The 19,795-nt window shown below is 69.4% G+C and carries 17 protein-coding genes and 3 pseudogenes; 8 read left to right on the top strand and 12 right to left on the bottom strand.

The window, feature by feature from the left end:
* Positions 1-270: 270 nt before the first annotated feature.
* Together P1P75_RS27345 and P1P75_RS27350 are read right to left on the bottom strand one after the other, a co-directional pair.
* Positions 271-765, bottom strand: a complete 495-nt coding sequence (locus tag P1P75_RS27345; protein WP_119580526.1) for a flavin reductase family protein — start codon at positions 763-765, stop codon at positions 271-273.
* Positions 762-1,943: an acyl-CoA dehydrogenase family protein gene (locus P1P75_RS27350; protein WP_119580527.1), complete on the bottom strand. Its 1,182-nt coding sequence runs from the start codon at positions 1,941-1,943 to the stop codon at positions 762-764. The genes P1P75_RS27345 and P1P75_RS27350 overlap by 4 nt, the downstream gene beginning before the upstream one ends.
* A gap of 370 nt (positions 1,944-2,313) precedes the next feature.
* On the opposite strand from P1P75_RS27350, the gene P1P75_RS27355 reads away from it, so the two are divergent.
* Positions 2,314-3,279 carry a helix-turn-helix domain-containing protein gene (locus P1P75_RS27355; protein ID WP_119580528.1) on the top strand — a complete coding sequence of 322 codons (966 nt, stop codon included), beginning with the start codon at positions 2,314-2,316 and terminating at the stop codon, positions 3,277-3,279.
* A 122-nt stretch (positions 3,280-3,401) separates the two neighbouring features.
* Here the strand turns inward: P1P75_RS27355 and P1P75_RS27360 are convergent, their stop codons facing one another.
* From P1P75_RS27360 to eno, 6 genes are all read right to left on the bottom strand, one after another.
* Positions 3,402-4,268 (bottom strand): 3-hydroxybutyryl-CoA dehydrogenase, encoded by an 867-nt coding sequence (locus P1P75_RS27360; RefSeq protein WP_119580529.1) that lies wholly within the window; start codon positions 4,266-4,268, stop codon positions 3,402-3,404.
* A gap of 412 nt (positions 4,269-4,680) precedes the next feature.
* Complete coding sequence (locus tag P1P75_RS27365) at positions 4,681-5,589, bottom strand: LysR substrate-binding domain-containing protein (RefSeq protein ID WP_119580530.1); 909 nt, start codon at positions 5,587-5,589, stop codon at positions 4,681-4,683.
* Between the two features lie 154 nt (positions 5,590-5,743).
* The gene (locus P1P75_RS27370) at positions 5,744-6,850 is read right to left on the bottom strand and encodes an alcohol dehydrogenase catalytic domain-containing protein (RefSeq protein ID WP_205576243.1); all 1,107 of its coding nucleotides are present in this window, start codon (positions 6,848-6,850) and stop codon (positions 5,744-5,746) included.
* Between the two features lie 130 nt (positions 6,851-6,980).
* A complete protein-coding gene (locus P1P75_RS27375; RefSeq protein ID WP_119580532.1) occupies positions 6,981-7,532 on the bottom strand; it encodes a carboxymuconolactone decarboxylase family protein in 552 nt (183 codons plus the stop codon).
* 45 nt (positions 7,533-7,577) lie between these two features.
* A complete protein-coding gene (locus tag P1P75_RS27380) occupies positions 7,578-8,582 on the bottom strand; it encodes a VOC family protein (protein ID WP_119580533.1) in 1,005 nt (334 codons plus the stop codon).
* Between the two features lie 62 nt (positions 8,583-8,644).
* Entirely contained in the window at positions 8,645-9,955 is a 1,311-nt protein-coding gene (gene eno / locus P1P75_RS27385; protein ID WP_119580534.1) for a phosphopyruvate hydratase, read from the bottom strand.
* A gap of 562 nt (positions 9,956-10,517) precedes the next feature.
* Here eno and P1P75_RS27390 point away from each other — a divergent pair.
* Complete coding sequence (locus P1P75_RS27390) at positions 10,518-11,084, top strand: NADPH-dependent FMN reductase (protein WP_276145712.1); 567 nt, start codon at positions 10,518-10,520, stop codon at positions 11,082-11,084.
* 232 nt (positions 11,085-11,316) lie between these two features.
* Here P1P75_RS27390 and P1P75_RS27395 read toward each other — a convergent pair whose 3' ends face one another.
* Positions 11,317-12,351 carry a LacI family DNA-binding transcriptional regulator gene (locus P1P75_RS27395; RefSeq protein ID WP_119580536.1) on the bottom strand — a complete coding sequence of 345 codons (1,035 nt, stop codon included), beginning with the start codon at positions 12,349-12,351 and terminating at the stop codon, positions 11,317-11,319.
* Between the two features lie 114 nt (positions 12,352-12,465).
* Between P1P75_RS27395 and P1P75_RS27400 the strand changes: the two genes are divergently transcribed.
* A complete protein-coding gene (locus P1P75_RS27400) occupies positions 12,466-13,317 on the top strand; it encodes a fumarylacetoacetate hydrolase family protein (protein WP_319128988.1) in 852 nt (283 codons plus the stop codon).
* Positions 13,318-13,404: 87 nt separating this feature from the next.
* Here P1P75_RS27400 and P1P75_RS27405 read toward each other — a convergent pair whose 3' ends face one another.
* A complete protein-coding gene (locus P1P75_RS27405; RefSeq protein WP_240439309.1) occupies positions 13,405-14,589 on the bottom strand; it encodes an MFS transporter in 1,185 nt (394 codons plus the stop codon).
* An 820-nt stretch (positions 14,590-15,409) separates the two neighbouring features.
* Here P1P75_RS27405 and P1P75_RS27410 point away from each other — a divergent pair.
* The 3 genes from P1P75_RS27410 to P1P75_RS27420 are packed head-to-tail and all read left to right on the top strand — an operon-like array spanning position 15,410 to position 18,048.
* Positions 15,410-16,414 carry a C-terminal binding protein gene (locus P1P75_RS27410; protein ID WP_119580539.1) on the top strand — a complete coding sequence of 335 codons (1,005 nt, stop codon included), beginning with the start codon at positions 15,410-15,412 and terminating at the stop codon, positions 16,412-16,414.
* The gene (locus P1P75_RS27415; protein WP_119580540.1) at positions 16,411-17,463 is read left to right on the top strand and encodes a phosphotransferase family protein; all 1,053 of its coding nucleotides are present in this window, start codon (positions 16,411-16,413) and stop codon (positions 17,461-17,463) included. Before P1P75_RS27410 ends, P1P75_RS27415 begins: the two co-directional genes overlap by 4 nt.
* Before the next feature lie 45 nt (positions 17,464-17,508).
* Positions 17,509-18,048 carry a cupin domain-containing protein gene (locus tag P1P75_RS27420; protein WP_119580541.1) on the top strand — a complete coding sequence of 180 codons (540 nt, stop codon included), beginning with the start codon at positions 17,509-17,511 and terminating at the stop codon, positions 18,046-18,048.
* 77 nt (positions 18,049-18,125) lie between these two features.
* Here the strand turns inward: P1P75_RS27420 and P1P75_RS27425 are convergent.
* A pseudogene (locus P1P75_RS27425) lies at positions 18,126-18,236 on the bottom strand (transcriptional regulator); the annotation flags it as partial.
* A 124-nt stretch (positions 18,237-18,360) separates the two neighbouring features.
* On the opposite strand from P1P75_RS27425, the gene P1P75_RS27430 reads away from it, so the two are divergent.
* Complete coding sequence (locus P1P75_RS27430; RefSeq protein ID WP_276145711.1) at positions 18,361-18,546, top strand: aldo/keto reductase; 186 nt, start codon at positions 18,361-18,363, stop codon at positions 18,544-18,546.
* Positions 18,547-18,584: 38 nt separating this feature from the next.
* Positions 18,585-19,069 (top strand): annotated as a pseudogene (locus P1P75_RS27435) (aldo/keto reductase).
* Here the strand turns inward: P1P75_RS27435 and P1P75_RS27440 are convergent.
* Positions 19,056-19,700: pseudogene (locus P1P75_RS27440) on the bottom strand (ISAzo13 family transposase); the annotation flags it as partial. The pseudogenes P1P75_RS27435 and P1P75_RS27440 sit on opposite strands and share 14 nt — an antisense overlap.
* Between the last annotated feature and the right edge of the window lie 95 nt (positions 19,701-19,795).

Genomic DNA, 19,795 nt, shown 5'->3' on the forward strand with positions numbered 1-19,795 from the left:
GGAGCGGCGTCCGGTGCGTGCTCTCGCGTGCCGGCCGGAAGCCCACGTACGTCCAGTACGTGGGCTTCCGGCCGGTGCGACGAGTGGGGGCACCTCCCACGCCCTGAGGGCAGTGGGGGAGCGTGCCGGGTGTCGCGACGGGGCGAACGTCGCCTGTTGCGGCACCAGCTGCCGCAGCGCCGCCAGTGCGGGAAGTCAGCGGAAGCCCCTCGACCTGCAGTGCGTGCACGGAGCAGGCAGAGGAGCCCCCGCGGGCCGGTCAACCGGTTGTCATGCGGCCAGGCGCCGGAAGCGGCTGCCGTGGAAGACCAGCGGCGCACGGTCGGGTTCGGCCTTAAGGCCGTGGATCTCCAGCACCACGATGGTGTGGTCCCCTCCGGGGAACTCCGCGTGGAGCGAGCAGTCCAGCCAGAGGTTGGCACGGCGGATGTACACGCTGCCGTCCTCACCGGCCTCCCAGTCGACCTCCGCGAACCGGTCCCCGCCTTTTCCGGCCAGCGAACGGCAGACCAGGTCCTGTCCCTCGGCCAGCACGCTCAGGCCCAGACGGCTCTGCCTGCGCAACTTCGGCCAGGTCGACGAGGTGTCCTGGACACAGACCGACACCAGAGGGGGGGCGAGGGAGACCGGAGTGAACGTACTCGCGGCCATGCCCACCGGCGTACCGGAGTCGAGCGCGCACAGGGCTGTCACCCCGGACGGGAAACAGCCGAACGCCTGGCGCAGCACGGCGGGATCCATCGGTGTCGCGACGAGCGGGCTCATCCGGTGACCTCCTGACCCGACAGGACCGCGCCCAGGCGACGCATCGAACCGTTATTGCCGGCCACGTGCTGGGAGACGCAGCGGACATCGCGCCAGCGACGCTGCAGAGGGCTGGAGCTGTAGAGCCCGGAGCTGCCCGACAGCGTCATGATCTCGTTGAGTATCCGGATGCCCTCGTGATGGATGTGCTGATGGCTGCCGGTGTAGCCGAACCACTCGGCCGGGGTGGGCTCGTCCCCCGCCAGGGCCCGGTCCATGACCGTACGGCCGGTCCGCTCCAGCAGGGCGTTAAGCGCCGTCGTACGCAGGTGCAGCTCGGCGAACCTCTCCTGGAACACCGGATCCTCACCGATGACCACCCTCGGGTTGAACGCCGACCGCTTGGTGGCGGCCAGTTCGGCCAAGTCGCCCAGCGCACCCTCCAGACAGCCGACGATGACGGCGTCGTGCGAGGCGCCCGTGGCCGTGTACGGCAGGTTGTAGAAGGGAGCGGGGATGTTGTTGCCGCCCGACAGAGGGCCCGTGAAGCGCTCCGGCACGAAGACGTCGTCCATGGTGAAGTCGGTGCTCTGCGTGGCACGCAGGCCCACCGCGTCCCACGTGTCGAGGAAGGTCACGTGCTCGGGGCGGATCAGCGCGACGCGCATGTCGGGGCGCCCGTCGGGCAGCGGGGGCGCGCCCTCGACCACGAAGCCCGCGAGCATCCAGTCCGGGGTGAACGAGCCGCTGGCCAGCGGCCAGCGGCCACTGATCCGGTAGCCGCCCGCCACCGGCGTCGCCGTCCCCTTCGGGGCGATAGCTCCACGGAGCATCAGGTCGGCGCCGTCGCCGAAGACCTCCTTCTCGAGCGTCTCCCCAGGCAGCGACCGCACGAAGAACCAGGCCATTGAGGCCGCCTGTACAGTCCACCCGGTCGAGCCGTCGGCCCGTGAGATCTCCCGGACCACTCGTGCGCTCTCCACCAGGTCGAGCTGCGAGCCGCCCCATGCCGTGGGCAGGCTCATGCGGAACACGCCGGCGTGACGCAGGGCCGTGATGATCTCCGCGGGAACCGACCGGGCTGCCTCGGCCTCGGCCGACCGTGCCGCGATCTCGGGCAGGTGCGCGTGGACACGGCCGAGCACGCTGTCGTCGGTTGCCTGGTCGGAGGGTGCGGGGGGCTGGAGCAATGTCGTCATGATGTGTCCTTGTGAGTGCCTGCGGTCGGAGACGACCGCCGGTGACTGAAGGGGGAATCCCGGGTGTCGCTGGTTGCGAAACGTTGTGGCGAAGCACCTTCCGGGCCGTGCGGGGCGGTCGGGACGTCGGCACGGCCGCTCCTGCGGGAGGCGGAGGGCGGTCAAAGAGCCGCCGACGCGTCCCGTTCACTGCCCGAATGATGTGGGGCGGGGCACAGGCCCCGCTTGTATGCGGGGGCACAGGTTTTTGCTTGGCTGAGAACAGCTCCTGGGCGGCCACGGCGGAGGAACGTCCCGAAAGGGTGGTCGGTCGCAGAGCGGGTCGGATATCGCCCGGAGTGTCCTACACTCCGGCCAGGAGGAGGGCCATATGCCCCGGATGACGACGCCGAGCGATGCTACGGCCGGCGAGAGACTGGAATCCTGGCGGGACGCCGTCAGCCGGAGTCTCGTGCCCATGGCGGTCCTGCCGCGCGAGTGCTCCGACTTCCGCGCGTCGCTGCACGCCGCGCAGGTGGGCCAGGTACAGATGTCGGTCATCACGGCCGAACCGCACAGCGTCGCGCGCACCCGACGGCACATCGCCTCCGACGCGCCCGACCTCCTCCAGCTCACGCTGCAGCTCAGCGGGCAGGGAGTGCTCACCCAGAAAGATCGTCAGGCCCAGGTGCGTCCGGGCGAACTGGTGGTCTACGACACCCGCTCGCCCTTCACGTACGACCTGCGGCAGTCCCACACCGGCCTCGTCCTGATGTTCCCCCGCGCCATGCTGCGCATCACGGAACGTGATCTGGCGCGGGTGACGGCGACACCGGTGCCATGCCACGACGGGCTCGGCCAAGTCGTACAGCCCTTCCTGTACGGGCTGGCGCGGCAGATGGCACACCTGGAGTCCTGTGGCACGCCCCGGCTCGCCGACCATGTGGTCGGCCTGATCGGAGCCCTGCTCGCGGAGCAGGCGGGCGCGGACCGGAGCACCGAGGAGGACGGCCCGGGCGTGCTCACCCAGCGCCTCCTCGCCTACATGGAGGAGCAGCTCGCCGACCCCGGGCTGAGCCCCGAAGGTATCGCGGCCGCCCACCGCATCTCCCGCCGCTACCTGTACAAGTTGCTGGCCGCACAGGGGCACACCGTCTCGGGCTGGATCCGGGAACAGCGTCTGGACCGGTGCCGGCGCGACCTCGCCGATCCGGCCATGGACCACCTTCCGGTCGGCGCCATCGGCGGCCGCTGGGGCTTTTCCGACCCCGCCCACTTCAGCCACGCCTTCAAGGTGGCCTACGGCATGAGCCCCCGGTCTGCGCGGGCGGCTGGACGACGGCGTCAAGAACCGTAGGGCGAGGACGCCGGCCTCTGGGGCGGCTGCTGAGGGGCCTGGGATGACGACGGCGGACGCATGGTGCCCGGGCCGTGCGGGACAGCATGTGGCCGGTTCCCTCAGGCCATCTGGTAGTTCCCTCAGGCCGCCTGGTAGTTGAAGAACCCCTGCCCCGACTTGCGGCCCAGCAGGCCCGACTCGACCATGCGGCGCAGCAGCGGGGGCGGGGCGTACAGCGGTTCGCGGTACTCCTCGTACAGGGCCTCGCCTATCGCCGCCACCGTGTCCAGGCCGATGAGGTCGGCGAGGCGCAGCGGGCCCATGGGGTGGGCGCAGCCGGCGGTCATGCCCGTGTCGATGTCCTCGGCCGTCGCGGTGCCGGAACCGACCATGCGTACCGCTGCCAACAGGTAGGGAATCAGCAAGGAGTTGACCACGAATCCCGCGCGGTCCTGAGTGACGATCGTCTTCTTGCCCAGGGTCTCGGCGGCGAAGGCGCGTACGCGCTGTTCCGTGGCCCTGGAGGTGTGCATCGAGGGGATCACCTCGACCAGCGGCATGGCGGGGACCGGGTTGAAGAAGTGCAGGCCCACCACAGCCTGAGGACGTCCGGTCACGGCCGCGAGCCGGGCGATGGGGATCGAGGACGTGTTGCTGGCCAGCACGGCGGACGGGTTGGTGACCACCCTGTCCAACTGCTGGAACAGCTCTGTCTTGGCCCGCTCGTCCTCGATGGCGGCCTCGATCACCAGGTCAGCGCCGGACAACAGGGAGAGGTCGGCGGTGACCGAGATGCCGGCGAGGGCGTGGGCGCGGTCTTCCGGGCCGATGGCGCCGTGCTTCTCCGCCTTGAGCAGTGAGTCGGCGACACCCGCCAGCCCGGCGCGGGCCCTGTCCTCGGTGACGTCGCACAAGGTGACGTGCAGCCCGGCCCGGGCGCAGACCTCGGTGATGCCCCGGCCCATCTGCCCGGCGCCGACGACGCCCACGTGCTTGATCGATGTCATGTGCTCCTCCGCCTGTTCCCGCGTCCGGCGGCGGTTTGCCGACGCCGTGACGGTCTGTGCTGCGGTGTCGAGCGTAGGCCGGGGACCACCCCTGTGACCTGCTCTGATGATGCGTTTTCCGCGCACAAACATGCGTCGGTACGGTGCCGCTCCGGCGCGCCTCGAGGAGCTGGCCCGATCACGACGGGGAGGGCACGTCGGCCGGGGCGCGAGCACGAGGAGGAGGGCGCGGACAGCGAGGCCGGCGCCCTCGGGGACAGACATGATGGAGCTGCCGAGGTCCCCTGGACAGACTCCGGACGCGGACCCCGCCCCCGTCGGCGAGGCGTCCGGCGGCCAGGGCGGACCAGAGGGGCCCACGCGCCGGCCGGGCGTCGGCAGGTAGCCGGACGCCCGCCGGAAAGCGGCGGTATCAGCCAGCGGTGACAGGGGTGGCAGCCGCCTCCCGCAGACGGCGGATCACACCGCGCACCGCGGGTGAAGTCTCGCCCTTGCGGAAGGCGCCGACCAGACTGGTCGTCAGCGCCACGTCGGCCAGCGGACGGTAGGCCACCCCCGGGATCTGGACGCGGCGCAGCGAATCGGGGACCAGGGCGACCGCGAGACCTCCGCCGACCATGGTCAGAGCCGCGATGAAGTCCCGTACCGGGGGAGCACACCGCGGGCTGAAGCCCCCGCGCTCCGCCACTTCGAGGATCTGGCCGCGGCAGCCGTACTCCTCGTCGAAGTGCGGGGCGACGAAGCACTCGTCGCGCAACTGTGCCGCCGGTACCGCCTCGTAGGCCGCCAGCGGGGCGCCGGCCGGCAGGGCCAGGACGACGTCCTCGGTGAGCAGTCGGGTGGCCGTGACCTCGGGCGGGTACTCCGGCCTGAAGCGCAGGAATCCGACGTCGATGTCCCCGCAGACCAGCGCCTCCAGTTGGGCGGGTGTCTCCAGCTCACGGACCTGCACGGTCAGTTCGGTGCCGGGAGCGGCGCAGCGGGTGAGGACGTCGGTGAGCACGCCGGAGAAAGCGGCCGAGGCGACGTAGGCGATCTGGGCGTGACCCAGTTCTCCGCGACCGGCGCGCCGGCCTATGGCCTCGGCCCTGGCGGCCTGGGCGAGGGTCAGCCGCGCCTCTTCGAGGAACAGCAGCCCGGCGCTGGTGAGCGCGGGGCGGGTACGCCGTCCGCGGTCGATGAGCCGCACACCGAGGTGTGACTCCAGTGCCCTGACCTGGGCGCTGAGAGCCGAGGGGGCCAGGTGCAGACGGTCGGCCGCCCGTGCGAAGTGCAGTTCCTCCGCGACGATGATGAACGATTCCAGCCAGCGCAGTTCCATCGGCTCCTCCATCCCGCTGGGCCCGTTCCGAGGAGGGAACGGGCTGTGTGTACGGCCTGTGGTGAGCACACCCCGCGGCGCTCGTCAGGGCAGAACAGGATCGCCGCGGGGTGAGTATGGGGTAGGGGCCGTCGGCAGCATGGCCGGTGGCGGTTCAGGGAATGACGACGTAGTTGCTGAATCCGCCGTCGCGGTCCTCGAGTCCCGAGATCGCCTCGTTGACCCTGGCCAGCGGGAAGGGCTTGGTCTGAAGGTACGACAGGTCCAGGGCGCCGGTGGCCACCATGTCGGCGAGTTCCTGCCCCTGCGCGGTGGAGAACCAGTTGGAGCCGATCAGCTGCACCTGTTCGTCCATGAGCCACTTCACGTCCACGGGCAGCCGGTCGGCGACACCGCCGACGTTGACGACCCTGCCGCCGCGGCGGACGCCCTGCATGGAGTCGAGCATCGTCTCCACCGGGGCCTTGGCGCCCAGCGCGCTGATCACGTAGTCCGCGCCCTCGCCGCCGGTGCGGGACTTGGCCCACTCACCGGTGGAGCCGTCGCCGAGCCGCATGACCTCGATCCGCTCCGGGTCCAATTCCCGGACCCGCTTGAGGAGTTCCTCGTTGCGGCCGGTCCCGAGGACCCGGGAGGCACCGGAGGTGAGCGCGAGCAGGGTCGACGCGACGCCGAGGGTGCCCGTGACCCCGTCGATCAGCGCGACCTGGCCGGGGCCGGCGGCGGCGTTCCTGAGGGCGCCGTAGGACGTGCCGATGTAGCCGAGCTTGCCGGCCTGCTCGAACGTCATGTTGCCGGGGAGGTTGACGATCGAGGACTGGGGTGCGGTCATGTAGTGCGAGAAACCGCCGTACGGATACAGGTCGAAGATCCGCTGGCCGTCGCGGGAGGTGCTGAAGTAGCCGTTCAGTGTGAAGTAGCGGCAACGGCTCAGTTCACCGCCCCGGCACACCTGGCAACTGCCGCACCCGCGAAGCGGGTTGACGTACACCCGGTCGCCGGGCTTGGTGTGCAGCACCGCCTCGCCGACCGCCTCGACCACACCCGCGGCGTCCAGACCGAAGATCGCGGGGAACTTGGGCAGCGGCTGGTGCGGGAACCAGGTGGGCCAGTTGTTGATCACATTGGCCATGTTCGGCACGATCCCGCACGCTCGGACCCGCACCAGCACGTCGGTCGCCCGCGGGATGGGCACGTCGATGCTGTCGATCGACATCGGCTCACCGAGCGCGTGCAGTCGTGCAGCGAGCATTTTCGCCATCGAAACACTCCTTGGAAATACTCCGTCCCGACGGTCGTGGGGCGGAGGAAACTTTTCGGCGACCGAGGCGGCGGACTGGCGGCTCGGCAATCACTTCTCACGTATTGAGGGGCCTTTACGGCGCCGAGTTCTACGATTTCGGGAAGGGATTCGGGTAATTTTCCTCGAGGTCGATGTCCAGCAGCCCCATGATGCGGACGCCGGAGTTGTACCAGGCGATGGACAAGGACAGTTCGACCATCTGCCGGTCCGTCAGCAGGTCGGCGGCGGCACGCCAGGTCTGCTCGGAGACGTCGACCTGGAGCGTGGACTCCTTGGCGAGGTGCATCACCGCCTTCTCCGTGTCGTCGAACAGGTCCGAAGACTCGAAGTCGGGCACCGCCGCGAGCTGTTCCACGGTGAGTCCGGCCTTGAGCCCGTGCGACTGGTGGTGAGCGACCTCGTACCCGGACCGGGTCGCGTATCCGACGGTCAGGATCGCCAGTTCCCGCAAACGGGGGCTGAGGTCGGCGGCTCGCAGCGAGTTGGCGTAGGTCAGGAAGGCGTCCAGCTGGGCCGGCGCGTTGGCCAGGGCGAGGAAGATGTTCGCGGTCGGTACCTTGCGCTCGGCCTCCAGCCGGTCGTACAGAGGTTTCTGTGCCGGGACAGCGTCCTCGCGGTTCAGGTAGGGCACTCGTGCCATGGTGTCTCCTCGGGTGACGTAGGGGGTGCAAGGGCCGGGCGGGGCTCAGGGAGCGGACTGCTCCAGCAGGAAACGTTCGAGTGACATCGGCTGCGGCAGCTCGGCCGGCGGGATCAGCGGCGCGCCGACGAAGGGCGACGCCTCGAAGTACCACTTCTCCAGGGCCGGCAGACCCCAGCGGGCGTTGGTGCTCAGTGACGCGGCGTCCCAGCGGACGGGCTCGATCTCGGTGTCGATCGTCTGGTAGTGGCTGTTGAAGACCTCCACCCGGTGCCCGTCGGGGTCGCGGAGGTAGGCGAAGAGCATTCCGCCCGGCCCGTGCCGGCCGGGACCGCGCTCCACCCCGTCGCCGTAGCCGAGGATGCCCGCCCAGTCGCAGGCGGTGAAGATGTCGTGGCTCTCGGAGACGGTGTAGGCGAAGTGGTGCAGGGCGGGCCCGGTGTTCTCGACGATCGCCAGGTCCAGGCAGGTGCCCTTGCGGTACATGAAGGCGCCCAGCAGTTTGTCGCCGTGCGCCAGGTACTCGGAGTTGCGGAAGCCGAGCTCGCTGTAGAAGGCGCACAGCTCGTAGGTGTCGGGCGCGAAGATCTGGTAGTGATCCAGCCGCTGCGCGTGGGCGCCCTTGTGAGACGCGAAGTCGATGTGCAGCCGAGGCCGGGTCTCCATGTGCGCGCACAGTTCGAGCGGGGTGCCGATGGGGTCGCTGACGTGCAGTGTGCGGCCCTGGTACGGGGCGTCGACCCACTCGGCGGGCAGCCCCCGCTCACGGAACCAGGCGTACGCGAGATCCAGGTCCTCGTCGAAGAAGACCCGGTAGCCTACCCGCCTGCACGATCCGGCCCCCTCCTCGTCCAGCTCCAGCACGAGGCTGTGGTGGCACGCCTCGGCCAGGCCGCGGAGGTAGCAGGTGCGGTCGTCCTCGTCGCTGACGACGAGGCCCAGCGCCTTCACGTAGAAGTTCCGGCTCTCGGCCAGATCGGCGACCGTGAGACGGACGTGACTGGAGCGGGTGATGTTGAAACTCGGGCGCAGATTGACGGGTGGCAGCATGCTGGTCTCCGTGCTCGGATCGGCTTTTGGAATTCGAATGACTTTAATGCTCCGAAGCCGATTCAGGGCCTGGACGCAAAGGACGCGGGGTCGGCGAACGGGAACGCGGACCAGCCGCTGAATTCGGCGGAACCACCGAGGGACTCCTCGATGCGCAGAACCTCGTTCCACTTCGCCATGCGCTCGGAGCGGGTGAACGATCCCACCTTCAGCTGACCGGCGTCCCAGCCGACACTCAGATGGGCGATGGTGATGTCCTCGGTCTCTCCGGAACGGGCCGAGACGATCGTGCCGAAGCCGGCCTCCTTTCCGGCCCGCAGGGCCTGGAACGCCTCCGTGACCGTGCCGGCCTGGTTCGGCTTGATGAGGACGGCGTTCGCCGCTCCGCCGGTGGCCGCGGCCTCCACCCGTTCGGCGTTCGTGACGAGGTAGTCGTCGCCGATCACCTGGCAGTGGCGGCCGTGGCGCCGGGTGAACTCCAGCATCCCGTCGTAGTCGTCCTCGCCCACCGGGTCCTCGACGGACAGGATCGGGTACTGCCTGATCCAGCCGCCCAGCATGTCGATCAGCGCCTCGGTGTCCAGTGTGCGGTCGTCCAGGGCCAGGGTGTACTTGCCCGCACTGCCGAACTGCGAGGCCGCGACGTCCAGAGAGATGCCGACCTGGCTGGCGGGGGCGAACCCCGCGCTCTCGATGGCGAGGCTCAGCGTCTCCAGCGCTTCCTCGTTGGAGTCGAAGGCGGGCCAGAAGCCGCCCTCGTCGGCGACGCCCTGGGCCTTGCCGGTGGCGCGCATCAGGCTCCCGGCCGCCCGGTAGATCTCCGCCGTCCAGTCCAGTGCCTCGGAGAAGCTCTGTGCCGCGGGACAGACCACCATGAAGTCCTGGACGTCGACGCGACGGTCCGCGTGGGCGCCGCCGCCGAAGATCTGGATCTCCGGCAGCGGGATGCGGACCGGCCGCCCACCCGCCAGGTGCTGCCACAGTGGTACGCCCGCCGACGCGGCGCTGGCGTGCAGGACCGCCATGGACGTGGCCACGATCGCGTTGCCGCCGAGACGGCCGCGGTCGGGGGTTCCGTCCAGGTCCACCAGAAGGCGGTCGACGGCCTCCTGGTCGGCCGCGTCGAGGTCCAGCAGAGAGGGCGCGATCTCGCGGTTGACCGAAGCCACCGCGCGCCGGACGTCGAGTCCGCCGAAGCGGTCGCCGCCGTCGCGCAGGTCGAGCGCTTCGCCCTGGCCCGTCGAGGCCCCCGCGGGTGCGATGGCCCGCCCGATCGCGCCGTCCGCCAGGTGGACCTCGACCTCGACGGTCGGCCGGCCGCGTGAGTCCCACACCCTGCGGCCGTGGAGCTTGGCGATCCGCGTGTCTGTCATGACGGTGCGACCTTTCGGAGTTCTGGGCGATGAGCGGGGGCCGGTGCCGGCGTCCGTGCCTGCCGTGGCGGAACGGATTCCCGCAACAGGAGGAGAAGGGAGGAACCCTTGTCGACCGGCGGGGGGAGAGGGCGGACCCCACGGTGCGACACCCGGACCGGTACCGCGACGCCGGACACGGGAGAAGGGCCGTACAGCTCTCTTCGTGGTCCCGGCGAGGCCGGCGATGGAATCCGGGGCACAGGGCGATGATGGGGGTTGCCCGACCATCGCGACTGACAAATGCTAACGATAGCGCAATCCTGCGAAGAGCTGACGGCCCTGTCAAGAGGCAGGCGGCGTCAGGTTCGGTGAGGCTGTTGATTGTTCTTGCGGCATTGGCTCGGCTTCGGGTGAATGCTATCGTTCGCACAATCCGTCGTACCCCGGCAACGGATACTCCGGCGGACCCGCACTCCTCCTGGACGGACGGACAGCACAGGCGGGCGCGGGTCCGCCGGGCCGGATCGTTGCCGACATCGAAAGTGAGCCCCCTATGGCATCCGAGCCCTCGGCGACGCCGATGACCCTCACCACAGTTGTTGCCAGTACACGTCCCGGACGCGTGGGCAGATCCGTCGCGGACTGGTTCACCGCCAGGGCCGCGGAACACGACGGGTTCGAGTCACACCTCGTCGATCTGCGCGAACTGGCTCTGCCCTTCTATGACGAGCCGCACCCGCCGGCGCTGCGGCAGTACACCAAGAGCCATACCGTGGAGTGGAGCCGGATCGTGGACGCGTCGGACGCGTTCGTCTTCGTCACCCCGGAGTACAACGGTGGCTTCCCGGCCCCGCTGAAGAACGCTTGGGACTACCTCGTCGTGGAGTGGCAGCACAAGCCGGCCGCGTTCGTCAGCTATGGAGGGGTATCGGCGGGCACTCGGGCGGTGCAGATGGCCAAGCAGGTGGTGGCGAACCTCAGGATGCTGCCGATCGGCCCGACCGTGAGCATTCCGTTCGTCAACGAAGTCGTCGCGGACGGCGTCTTCCGGCCCGGCAAAATACATGAGACCGCCGCCGAGCAGGTGCTCGACGAACTCGCCCGTACCGCCGGCGTCATGCGCGGGTTGCGTGGCGGAACGTACTGACGACGTACTGACGTGAACCGGCTTGACCGACGTGACCGACGACGCGAAGGGTGCCCGGAGCGATGCGCTCCGGGCACCCTTCGCGTCGTGCGTGCCGGCTTTGCCGGCGGACCGAGTGGCTGGGTGGGGGAGCCGGTCCATGAATCGGGGACCCGGGTCGGGGCCTTGCTCACCGACCCATGGACCGGCAGCGCAGCCACCGCATGGACCGGGGCCCGAGCCCGGCAGCGGCTCAGCCGCGCCCGGAGGTGGTCGTCGCCGGGCCAGGGGGCGCCGTGCTGCCGCGCAGGACCAGCGACCCGAGGGAGACCGACGTGTACGGTCCGTCGTTGTCCGGCTTGGTCTTCAGGCGGCGCATCAGCCACAGCGCGCAGCCGGTGGCCATCTCCTGGATCGGCAGACCGGTCGTGGTCAGCCCCGGCCCCCACCAGGAGAAACCCGGTTCGTCCCCGAACCCGACCACGGACAGCTCCCCGGGCACTTTCACGCCCTGTTCGGACAGCTCCTCCAGCACACCCAGGGTGAGCTGGGTCGATCCCAGGACGAGTGCAGTGGGCGCGTCCGGGCCGTCCAGCAGCCGGCGCGTCGCCCGGCGGCCGTGGTCCACGGACGAGGGGGGCCACTGCTCTGCGCGTCCGACGTCGTCAGGCAGGCCGCCTTCGCGCAGGGCGCTGCGGAAGCCGCGCAGCCGCTCGGAGCCCGTGGGCAGCTCCTCGGGGCCACCCATATAGGCGATGCGGGTGTGGCCCAGCTCCACCAGGTGGGCGGTGGCCTGGCGCAGGGCCTCGTGGTCGTCCACGCCGAACCACTGGGAGCCGAGGGCGGGGTGGCGGCGCAGTAGCTGTAGGTGCGGCAGGGTGCGCAGGAGCTTGACGGAATCGCCGTGCGGGCGCGCGGTGGGCACGATGATGACGCCCGCGACGCGGTTGGCGGACAGTTCTCGCAGATGGCGCAGCTCCACCATCCGGTCGTCGTCGGTCTCCGAGAGCATCAGCTGGAAGCCTTCGGCCTGCATGTTCTTCGACAGCTGATGCGCGATGGTCGAGTAGAAGCTGTTGCGGATGTCCGGGATCACCAGCGCGACCACGTTGCTCGACGCTCCCCGCATCATCCGCGCCGCACGGTTCCCCACGTAACCCATCTCGGACGCGGCCTGGCGGACCCGGAACTTGGTCTCCTCGCTGATGCGGGGGTCGTCGGAGAGCGCCCGGCCGACCGTCGAGACGGAGACCCCGAGACGTTCGGCGATGTCCCTGGTCGTGATCACGTAAGCGGCTCCCTCAGGCGGCTGGTCCGGTGCTTGCTTTCCGCGTGCCAACGATAGCAATCCCATCGCGCTCCGTGGTCAGAAGGTGGGGAAGCCGGAGTTGATCACTGCCTCATGCTAACGTTAGCACTACGAGAGGGACCCTTGCAGCCGCCGCGAAGCGGCTGCCTAGTTGCGGAGGTTTCCGTGAGGATCGTCAGGTATGCCGTCGATGGTGTGCGTCACTACGGAGAATTCGAAGACGGTGACGCCAGGATCGTGAGATGCGAAGGCGATCCCTTTACCGGGGTGTCCCCCACGGGGCAGGTCGACGAAGTCGGCGACGTGGTCGTTCTCCCGCCTCTCGAAAGGCCGCGGATCTTCGGGTTCGCCTACAACTACGCCGCACACATCGACGAGACCGACCGGGACGTCCCGGAGGTTCCCGTGTGTTTCATGAAGCCGAGTACCGCTGTCATCGGGCCCGGCGATGCCATCGTCTATCCGGCGGACGGTGAACTCATACATTTCGAAGGCGAGTTGGTAGCTGTCATCGGAAAGGAAGCCCGCCATGTGAAGGCTTCCGAGGCCCATGAGTACATCCTCGGCTACACATGCGGCAATGACGTCAGCGACCGTATCGTCCAGCGCAGGGAAAGCGCGTTCGGAACCCTGCTGATCGGGAAAGGGCAGGACACGTTCGCTCCTCTCGGGCCGGTCATCGCCACCGGACTCGACCCCTCGGACCTGTCGCTGACGACCCGGGTGAACGGCGCCGTCGCGCAGTCGGCGAGCACGGCCGACCTGCTGCTCGCCGTGCCCGACCTCGTCGCCTACCTGAGCCGCTATCTGACGCTGCTGCCCGGAGACGCGATCATGACCGGAACGCCGTCCGGTGTCGGACCGATCCGGCCCGGGGACGAGGTCGAGGTGGAGATCGAGGGCATCGGCGTCCTGCGCAACCCGGTCGTGGCCGAGAGCGCCTGAACGGCGAATGCCCACCGGGCCGACCGCTCGCCAGGGCCTGTTCCACCGCTCGGTGGTGGAACAGGCCCTGTGGTGTGTCGGCGCCCGTCAGCGGACCGCGTTGTTGAACAGTGAGGTGCGGACGAAGGCCAGCGCGGCGACGCCCACCAACGGCAGGATCGTGACCTGTAGCAACCCGGCCTGGCTCCAGCCGAAGGAGTCCACCAGGGCGGCGAAGAGCAGGCCCGAGAAGGCTGCCGTTCCGTAGTAGCTGGTGACGAAGATGCCGGAGGCGCGTCCGATCTGCGCGGGACGGACGGCCCGCTGCATCGCGCTGTTGGTGTTCGGATAGATGAAGCCGAGGCCGAAGGCGCCCATGAGGAAGGCCAACACGCACTGGAGGCCGACTCCGGCTTGGGTCGTGTAGATGCACAAGCTGACCGCGGAGACGGCCAGCAGGCTCACGATCAGCAGGGTGCGCTGGTTGACACGGTCGCCGAGCCAGCCGCCGAAGATGGCCGTCATGCCCCCGAAGCCGAGGAGGCTCATGGCCAGTGCGGCCTGCTCAGGGCTGTAGTGCAGCGAGGTGATGAGGTATGTCGGATAGAGGCCGAGGAACCCATAGAGGGCCACACCGCTGACGACCGAGTGGACGACCAGCGCGATGGTGTTGCGGTTGTAGGGGGAGGTCGGCATGTACTCGTAGGTCCTGGTCGAGACGGTCTTCTCCACGGAGTGCTCCGTCAGACCGGCCTTCACGAGGAACAGGCAGGCGGCGGCGATCAGCAGCCCGGCCGCGCCGAACAGATAGAAGGGCGAGTGCCAGGTGCCGTGTGCGTTCATCAGGCGGACGCCGATGAGCGGGGCGATGAACACGCCGAGGGAATAGCCCACCCCGATGATTCCAAAGGCGAGGCCGCGGCGGTGAGCGAAGAAGGCGCCGATCGCCGCGAAGATGGCTGCGGACTGCATGCCCTCGCCGAAGCCGGAGACGACCCGGTACAGGGTCATGTCGGCGAATCCGGTCGCCAGCGGTGTGGCCATCGTGCCCAGGGAGTAGATCACGATGCTGACCAGCAGCACGGTCTTGCGGCGGAAGCGATCCAGCAGGTAGCCGGCGGGCAGGCCCGCGAGGGCCATGCCGAGAGTGAAGTTCGTCGCCAGCAGCCCGCCCTGCTCCAGGGAGAACCCGTACTCCGCACGGATGGCGGGCAGCAGCGGGGGAAAGACCTGGCGGTCCATCGCGTTGACCATGTAGGAGAGGACCACCAGAAGGAAGCCGACCCCGATCATGACGCGGGAAATGGGGAGACGACTGCTTTCCTGTGCGTCGCCGACAGGCCCTGCACTGGTGTCGACTTGCGCTGCGTGAGTCATAGCGGCTCCTGAGAGGGAATGGGCCGCGGCGTGCCGCGGCGGATCCACCACCGGTACGGGGCGCGTACGGGCGGTGACGAGAAGCGGTGAGCTGAACACGGAATCGTGTCGGCGAGGGCGAAATGCTGCCGACAGCCGGCGGATCGGGGGGCGGTGGGCTGCCGCGCGGTCGGACACCGTCTGCGGAATTCAGCCCGTCATTTGCCCGTCGGGGACGTCCGTGGCTATGGCGTCTTCGACAGCTGGACATCGTGCGGACACCTGGCGGTCACACGGTCGGCGTTGGCAGAAACCATGTAGGCAAGCACCCGGCGCGTCAAGACATGAGGAGAGGATTTCTTCGCCGGTATTCGCTTTCATCAGGAGTATCGGCATCCGGGTTGTGGCAGAGAGCCCGCCGAGGGGGGCGTCCCAGGAGCGCATGCCGGAAACCTTGACGTGTCGCAGACTCCTGATGCTATCGTTAGCACCACGTGGCTATGACAGATTGATGCGACGTGCCCCGGCTTCTCGTGACCCGTTCCAGGGACGTACCGCGGCGCCCGGACCGACCACAAGTCGGCGAGCGCCGGCACCGAACCGACTTCAGCGACTCAAACCTCTCTCCGCTCCAACCTGTGGTGACCGGCAGTCCCGTCGGACAGGCTGCCGGCCCCTTGCGGGCGGCGATCACACCGCTCACCGGCCGCGACCGACACCCGCCGCGGCCGTACGATTCCTGCGAGGACGACCTGCCATGACTTCACCGAGCCGCCTGGGCACCGTGCTGCTCACCGACTACGCCTGGCCCGACGACTCCGTCGAGCGATCGGTCATCGAGAAGGCGGGCCACACCCTGGTGACCGGCCCCGCCGAGCCCGCCTCCGTCGAGGCGATCGAGGAACTGGTCGCCGAGCACCGGCCCGCCGGAATCCTCACCTGCTGGGCCCCCGTCTCCGCCACCGCGATCGGGGCCGCACCCGACCTGCGCATCGTGGCCAGACTCGGCGTCGGCCTGGACAACATCGCCGTGGAAGCCGCCACCGAGCGGGGCGCGTGGATCACCAACGTTCCGGACTACTGCGTCGAGGAGGTCTCCGACCACGCCGTCGGCATGGTCCTCGCCTGGACGCGGGGCCTGGCGGTGCTCGACCGCGAGGTCAGAGCCGGACGATGGAACCCCGCAAGCGCCCGGCTGCGCCGGTTGTCCACGCTAACCTGCGGCATCGTCGGCTACGGACGCATCGGACGGGCCACCGCGGCCAAGCTCGGCGCGTTCGGCTGCCGGATCCTGGCCCACGACCCCTTCCCGCCGAAGGACGCCCCCGGGGTGGAGTCGGCCGGCCTGGAGGAACTGCTGCGCCGCAGCGACGTGGTGATCCTTCACGTGCCGCTCACCCCCGGCACGCACCACATCATCGGCGCCGAGCAGCTGGCGCTCATGAAGCCGGGCGGCCTGCTGGTCAACGTCAGCAGGGGCCCTCTGGTGGACACCGAAGCGGTCGTCAAAGCGCTCGATAGCGGGCACCTCGACTCAGCCGCGTTCGACGTACTGGAGTCCGAACCTCACGTGCCCGCCGCGCTGTTGGACCAGCCGGGCGCGCTGATCACTCCCCACGTCGCCTTCTCCTCCGACGCCTCGGTGACGGAACTGCGCCGCCGCGCAGCCGAAGAAGTCGTACGGATCCTGGCGGGCGAGCCGCCGGCCCACGCCTGCAACAGCCCCCGTGGCCTGCCCACCGGGCCGGGTGAGCGGCGATGAGTCCCGCCTCCGTGCAGGCATGTCCGGACCCCGCGCTGTCCGGCTTTCTGACCGCCTACGAACTCGCCCGCCCTGATGAGAGCGCACGCTGGACCCCGCTCGCCGGCGGTGTCTCGTCCGACCTGTGGCGGGTGGACCTGCCGGGACGCTCCCTCTGCGTCAAGCGCGCCCTGGCCCGGCTGAAGGTGGCCGCCGACTGGCAGGCACCGGTGTCGCGCAACGCCTGCGAATGGGCGTGGATGCGGTTCGCGTCCCGGCACCGACCGGAGACCGTGCCGGAACTCCTGGCCCACGACCCCGGAGCCGGCCTCTTCGCCATGGCGTATCTGCCCCCCGAGCGGTACCCGGTGTGGAAGGCGCAACTGCTCCACGGCGAGGTGGACGTGGCGACTGCGGCGGCCGTCGGAGAGGCGCTCGGCATGCTGCACGCGGCGAGCGCGGGCGACGCTTCCCTGGCCGCCGAGTTCGCCACCGACGATAACTTCCACGCACTGCGCATCGAGCCGTACCTGCTCGCCACTGCGGCCGCCCACCCGGCCCTGAGCGACATCCTGCACAGCCTCGCCGAGCGCACGACCGCCACCCAACTGGCCCTGGTCCACGGCGACGTCAGCCCCAAGAACATCCTCGTCGGCCCGTCGGGTCCCGTGCTGCTGGACGCCGAGTGCGCCTGGTACGGGGACCCGGCCTTCGACCTCGCCTTCTGCGTCAACCACCTGCTCCTCAAGAGCCTGGTGCTGCCCAGGCACCGAGCCAGCCTCCTGCGGTCCGCCCGCACGTTGGCCGAGGCATACGTCCGGTGCGTCGACTGGGAGCCCCGGCCTGCCGTCGAGGCACGAGCCGCCTCCCTGTTGCCCGCGCTGCTGCTCGCGCGCGTGGACGGCAAATCCCCGGTGGAGTACCTGACGGAGGACCGGCACCGGCTGTTTGTCCGCACGGCGGCATCCGCCCTGCTCCGGGCACCGGCCCCGACGGTGGAGGACGTGCTGGACGCCTGGACCACCGCGCTGACGACCCTGACCGAGCCCGGCACCGACCGGCCCGACTGACCGACTGGTTCGACGCATCCGGCGGACCCGACCGAGGAGAGACACATGCGCAGAGTCGTCACCGGCCACGACGAGGACGGAAGGTCGGTCGTCGTCAGCGACGGCCCCGTCCCGCGCAGCCGCGAATTCAGCAGCCTGCCGGGCTGGGTGTCCCGCCTGCCGTGGGCCACCGACCCCGGCGAACCGATCAGCAGGGCGGGGGAGGACCCCACGCCAATGGTGACCAGCCTGCTCCCGGCCCCAGGCGGCACACGGTTCATCCTGCTGACCTTCCCACCGGCCACCGCGATGGCCGACCCGGCCTTCGACCCCGTCGCCTTCGACCGGGAACAGCGGGCCGACTCGCCCGGCATCGCGGAACTCATCGAGCCCGACGGCATGCACACCACGCCGACCGTCGACTACGGCATCGTACTCCGGGGCGAGATCGTCCTCGAACTCGACGACGGCCACCGCACCCGGCTCTCGGCAGGGGACATCGTGATCCAGAACGGGACCCGCCACGCCTGGCGCAACCACGGCGACGAACCGGCCACGATGGCCTTCGTCCTCGTCGGCGTTCCGCGCGACGGCGAACGAGCCTGAACGCAGACGGTGCTCGGCGATCCCGTTCCCACAAGGCTGAGTCCCCTTCATTTGGCGATGCGCCTGTGGCTCGTGCGTCACACCGTGACATCGGGCTCAAGGTCGGGGACCGCCTGAGCCCAGGTGGCCATGACCTCGAGGACGTCGCGCAGCCCTTCACCGAGAGGGGTGAGGCGGCACTCGAAGCGCGGGGGGAGTGATTCTCAGCCGCGTCGACTGGACCGCGAGTGTTGAATTTCGAGCACCGTGCTGACCAGCCATGCTTCGCGGGTCAGCTGGCTGCCGTAAGGGCTGCGCGCGTAAGGACACCTGATGCGTTACACGACCTTCGGACGCCGGACGGGACTGCGCGTGTCTGAGTACGCGCTCGGCACAGCGAACTTCGGGACCGGCTGGGGTGCCGGCGCCGAGCCGGACGAGGCGCGCCGGATCTTCGACCGGTTCGCCGAAGCGGGCGGCACTTTCCTGGACACCGCGGACACCTACCAGTTCAGCTGACGGGGAGGTTCGTCTCCGCCGACCGGGACCACTTCGTCCTGGCCACCAAGTTCACCCTCGGAGCCGCGCCGCAGCCGGGCATCTCCACAACGGGAAACAGCCGCAAGATCATGGTCGCCTCGGTTGAGGCCAGCTTGAGGCGACTCGGCACTGACTGCATCGACCTGCTCTGGGTGCACTTCCCCGACGAGCTCACCCCATGGAAGAGATCCTGCGCGGGCTGGATGACCTGGTGAGCTCCGGCAAGATCCACCACGTCGGCCTGTCCAACTTCCCCGCCTGGCGTGTCTCGCGCGCCGTGACGCTTGCGGACGTGAGGAACTGGGCGCCGATCGTAGGTATCCAGAACGAGTACAGCCTGGTCGAGCGGAGCGCCGACCGCGAGCTGCTGCCGATGGCCGAGAGCCTCGGGCTCGGCGCCGCCCTGTGGTCTCCGCTCGGCGGCGGACTGCTCACCGGCAAGTACCGCGACAGCGCCGAGGGGCGCCTCAGTGACCTGGGGGCGGTCAGTGACCCACGGTGATCTCCAGGCCGGTCTCGACAGCCAGCGCGGCCAGCTCGAACTTCCAGGCCCGGGTGCGGTAGCCGTTGGAACGGCCCGCGTCCGCAGTGATCAGCAGACGGTGCGAGTGCGGGTAGGTGTCGCGCCCGACCGCGTGCCACCAGCGGCGGACGGAGGCGACGGCGAAGGCCGCGGTGTCGTGGTCGGTGCCGACGTTGACCCAGCCCGTGTCCGCGGTCAGGTCGTAGATCCCGTATGGGATCGCCTTGCCCAGATCGGCGTCGGGAAAGTCGTGGGTGTGAACCCGGACCGGATCGCCTTCGCGACGCCACTCGTGGCCGGCGTTCTTGTAGTTGCCGACCAACTCCTTCTTCTTGGTGTCCACGCTGATCACCGGGTCTCCGGCGGCCTGGAAGTCCTTGGCCTGGTCGTTGATATAGCGGAACTGAGCATCGCGGTCCGGGTGTTGGGCACCTTCGATGGTCTTGGCGTTGCCCTGGAGACTGAAGCCCTCCTCGCGCAGCACGGCCGCCACGGTGTCCGCCGAGACCCGGTGCCCCTGCCGGGGCAGCTCGGCAGCCAGTTGCCGGGTCGACTTCGTCGTCCAGCGCAGCGGCGACATCGGGTCCCCGCGTACATCCGGTTCCACTAGCCTCGATCTTGCGTGACGGTCCGCCGACGGAGTCGGTGGACCGTTTTCGTGCTGTGGGCTGAGGCTGGGCAGGTTGAGGGCCCGAGTGTCGTCTC

Source organism: Streptomyces sp. ID05-39B, from assembly GCF_033794725.1.
Classification (GTDB): Bacteria; Actinomycetota; Actinomycetes; order Streptomycetales; family Streptomycetaceae; genus Streptomyces; species Streptomyces bobili.

Bases quoted from the DNA above. Each gene is read 5' to 3' on its own strand.
- P1P75_RS27370 (WP_205576243.1), bottom strand. From the start codon at position 6,850: ATGGCGAAAATGCTCGCTGCACGACTGCACGCGCTCGGTGAGCCGATG.
- eno (WP_119580534.1), bottom strand. From the start codon at position 9,955: ATGACAGACACGCGGATCGCCAAGCTCCACGGCCGCAGGGTGTGGGAC.
- P1P75_RS27405 (WP_240439309.1), bottom strand. From the start codon at position 14,589: ATGATCGGGGTCGGCTTCCTTCTGGTGGTCCTCTCCTACATGGTCAAC.
- P1P75_RS27390 (WP_276145712.1), top strand. From the start codon at position 10,518: ATGACCCTCACCACAGTTGTTGCCAGTACACGTCCCGGACGCGTGGGC.
- P1P75_RS27345 (WP_119580526.1), bottom strand. From the start codon at position 765: ATGAGCCCGCTCGTCGCGACACCGATGGATCCCGCCGTGCTGCGCCAG.
- P1P75_RS27355 (WP_119580528.1), top strand. From the start codon at position 2,314: ATGCCCCGGATGACGACGCCGAGCGATGCTACGGCCGGCGAGAGACTG.
- P1P75_RS27350 (WP_119580527.1), bottom strand. From the start codon at position 1,943: ATGACGACATTGCTCCAGCCCCCCGCACCCTCCGACCAGGCAACCGAC.
- P1P75_RS27410 (WP_119580539.1), top strand. From the start codon at position 15,410: ATGACTTCACCGAGCCGCCTGGGCACCGTGCTGCTCACCGACTACGCC.
- P1P75_RS27375 (WP_119580532.1), bottom strand. From the start codon at position 7,532: ATGGCACGAGTGCCCTACCTGAACCGCGAGGACGCTGTCCCGGCACAG.
- P1P75_RS27360 (WP_119580529.1), bottom strand. From the start codon at position 4,268: ATGACATCGATCAAGCACGTGGGCGTCGTCGGCGCCGGGCAGATGGGC.
- P1P75_RS27420 (WP_119580541.1), top strand. From the start codon at position 17,509: ATGCGCAGAGTCGTCACCGGCCACGACGAGGACGGAAGGTCGGTCGTC.
- P1P75_RS27415 (WP_119580540.1), top strand. From the start codon at position 16,411: ATGAGTCCCGCCTCCGTGCAGGCATGTCCGGACCCCGCGCTGTCCGGC.
- P1P75_RS27380 (WP_119580533.1), bottom strand. From the start codon at position 8,582: ATGCTGCCACCCGTCAATCTGCGCCCGAGTTTCAACATCACCCGCTCC.
- P1P75_RS27365 (WP_119580530.1), bottom strand. From the start codon at position 5,589: ATGGAACTGCGCTGGCTGGAATCGTTCATCATCGTCGCGGAGGAACTG.
- P1P75_RS27400 (WP_319128988.1), top strand. From the start codon at position 12,466: ATGCTAACGTTAGCACTACGAGAGGGACCCTTGCAGCCGCCGCGAAGC.
- P1P75_RS27430 (WP_276145711.1), top strand. From the start codon at position 18,361: ATGCGTTACACGACCTTCGGACGCCGGACGGGACTGCGCGTGTCTGAG.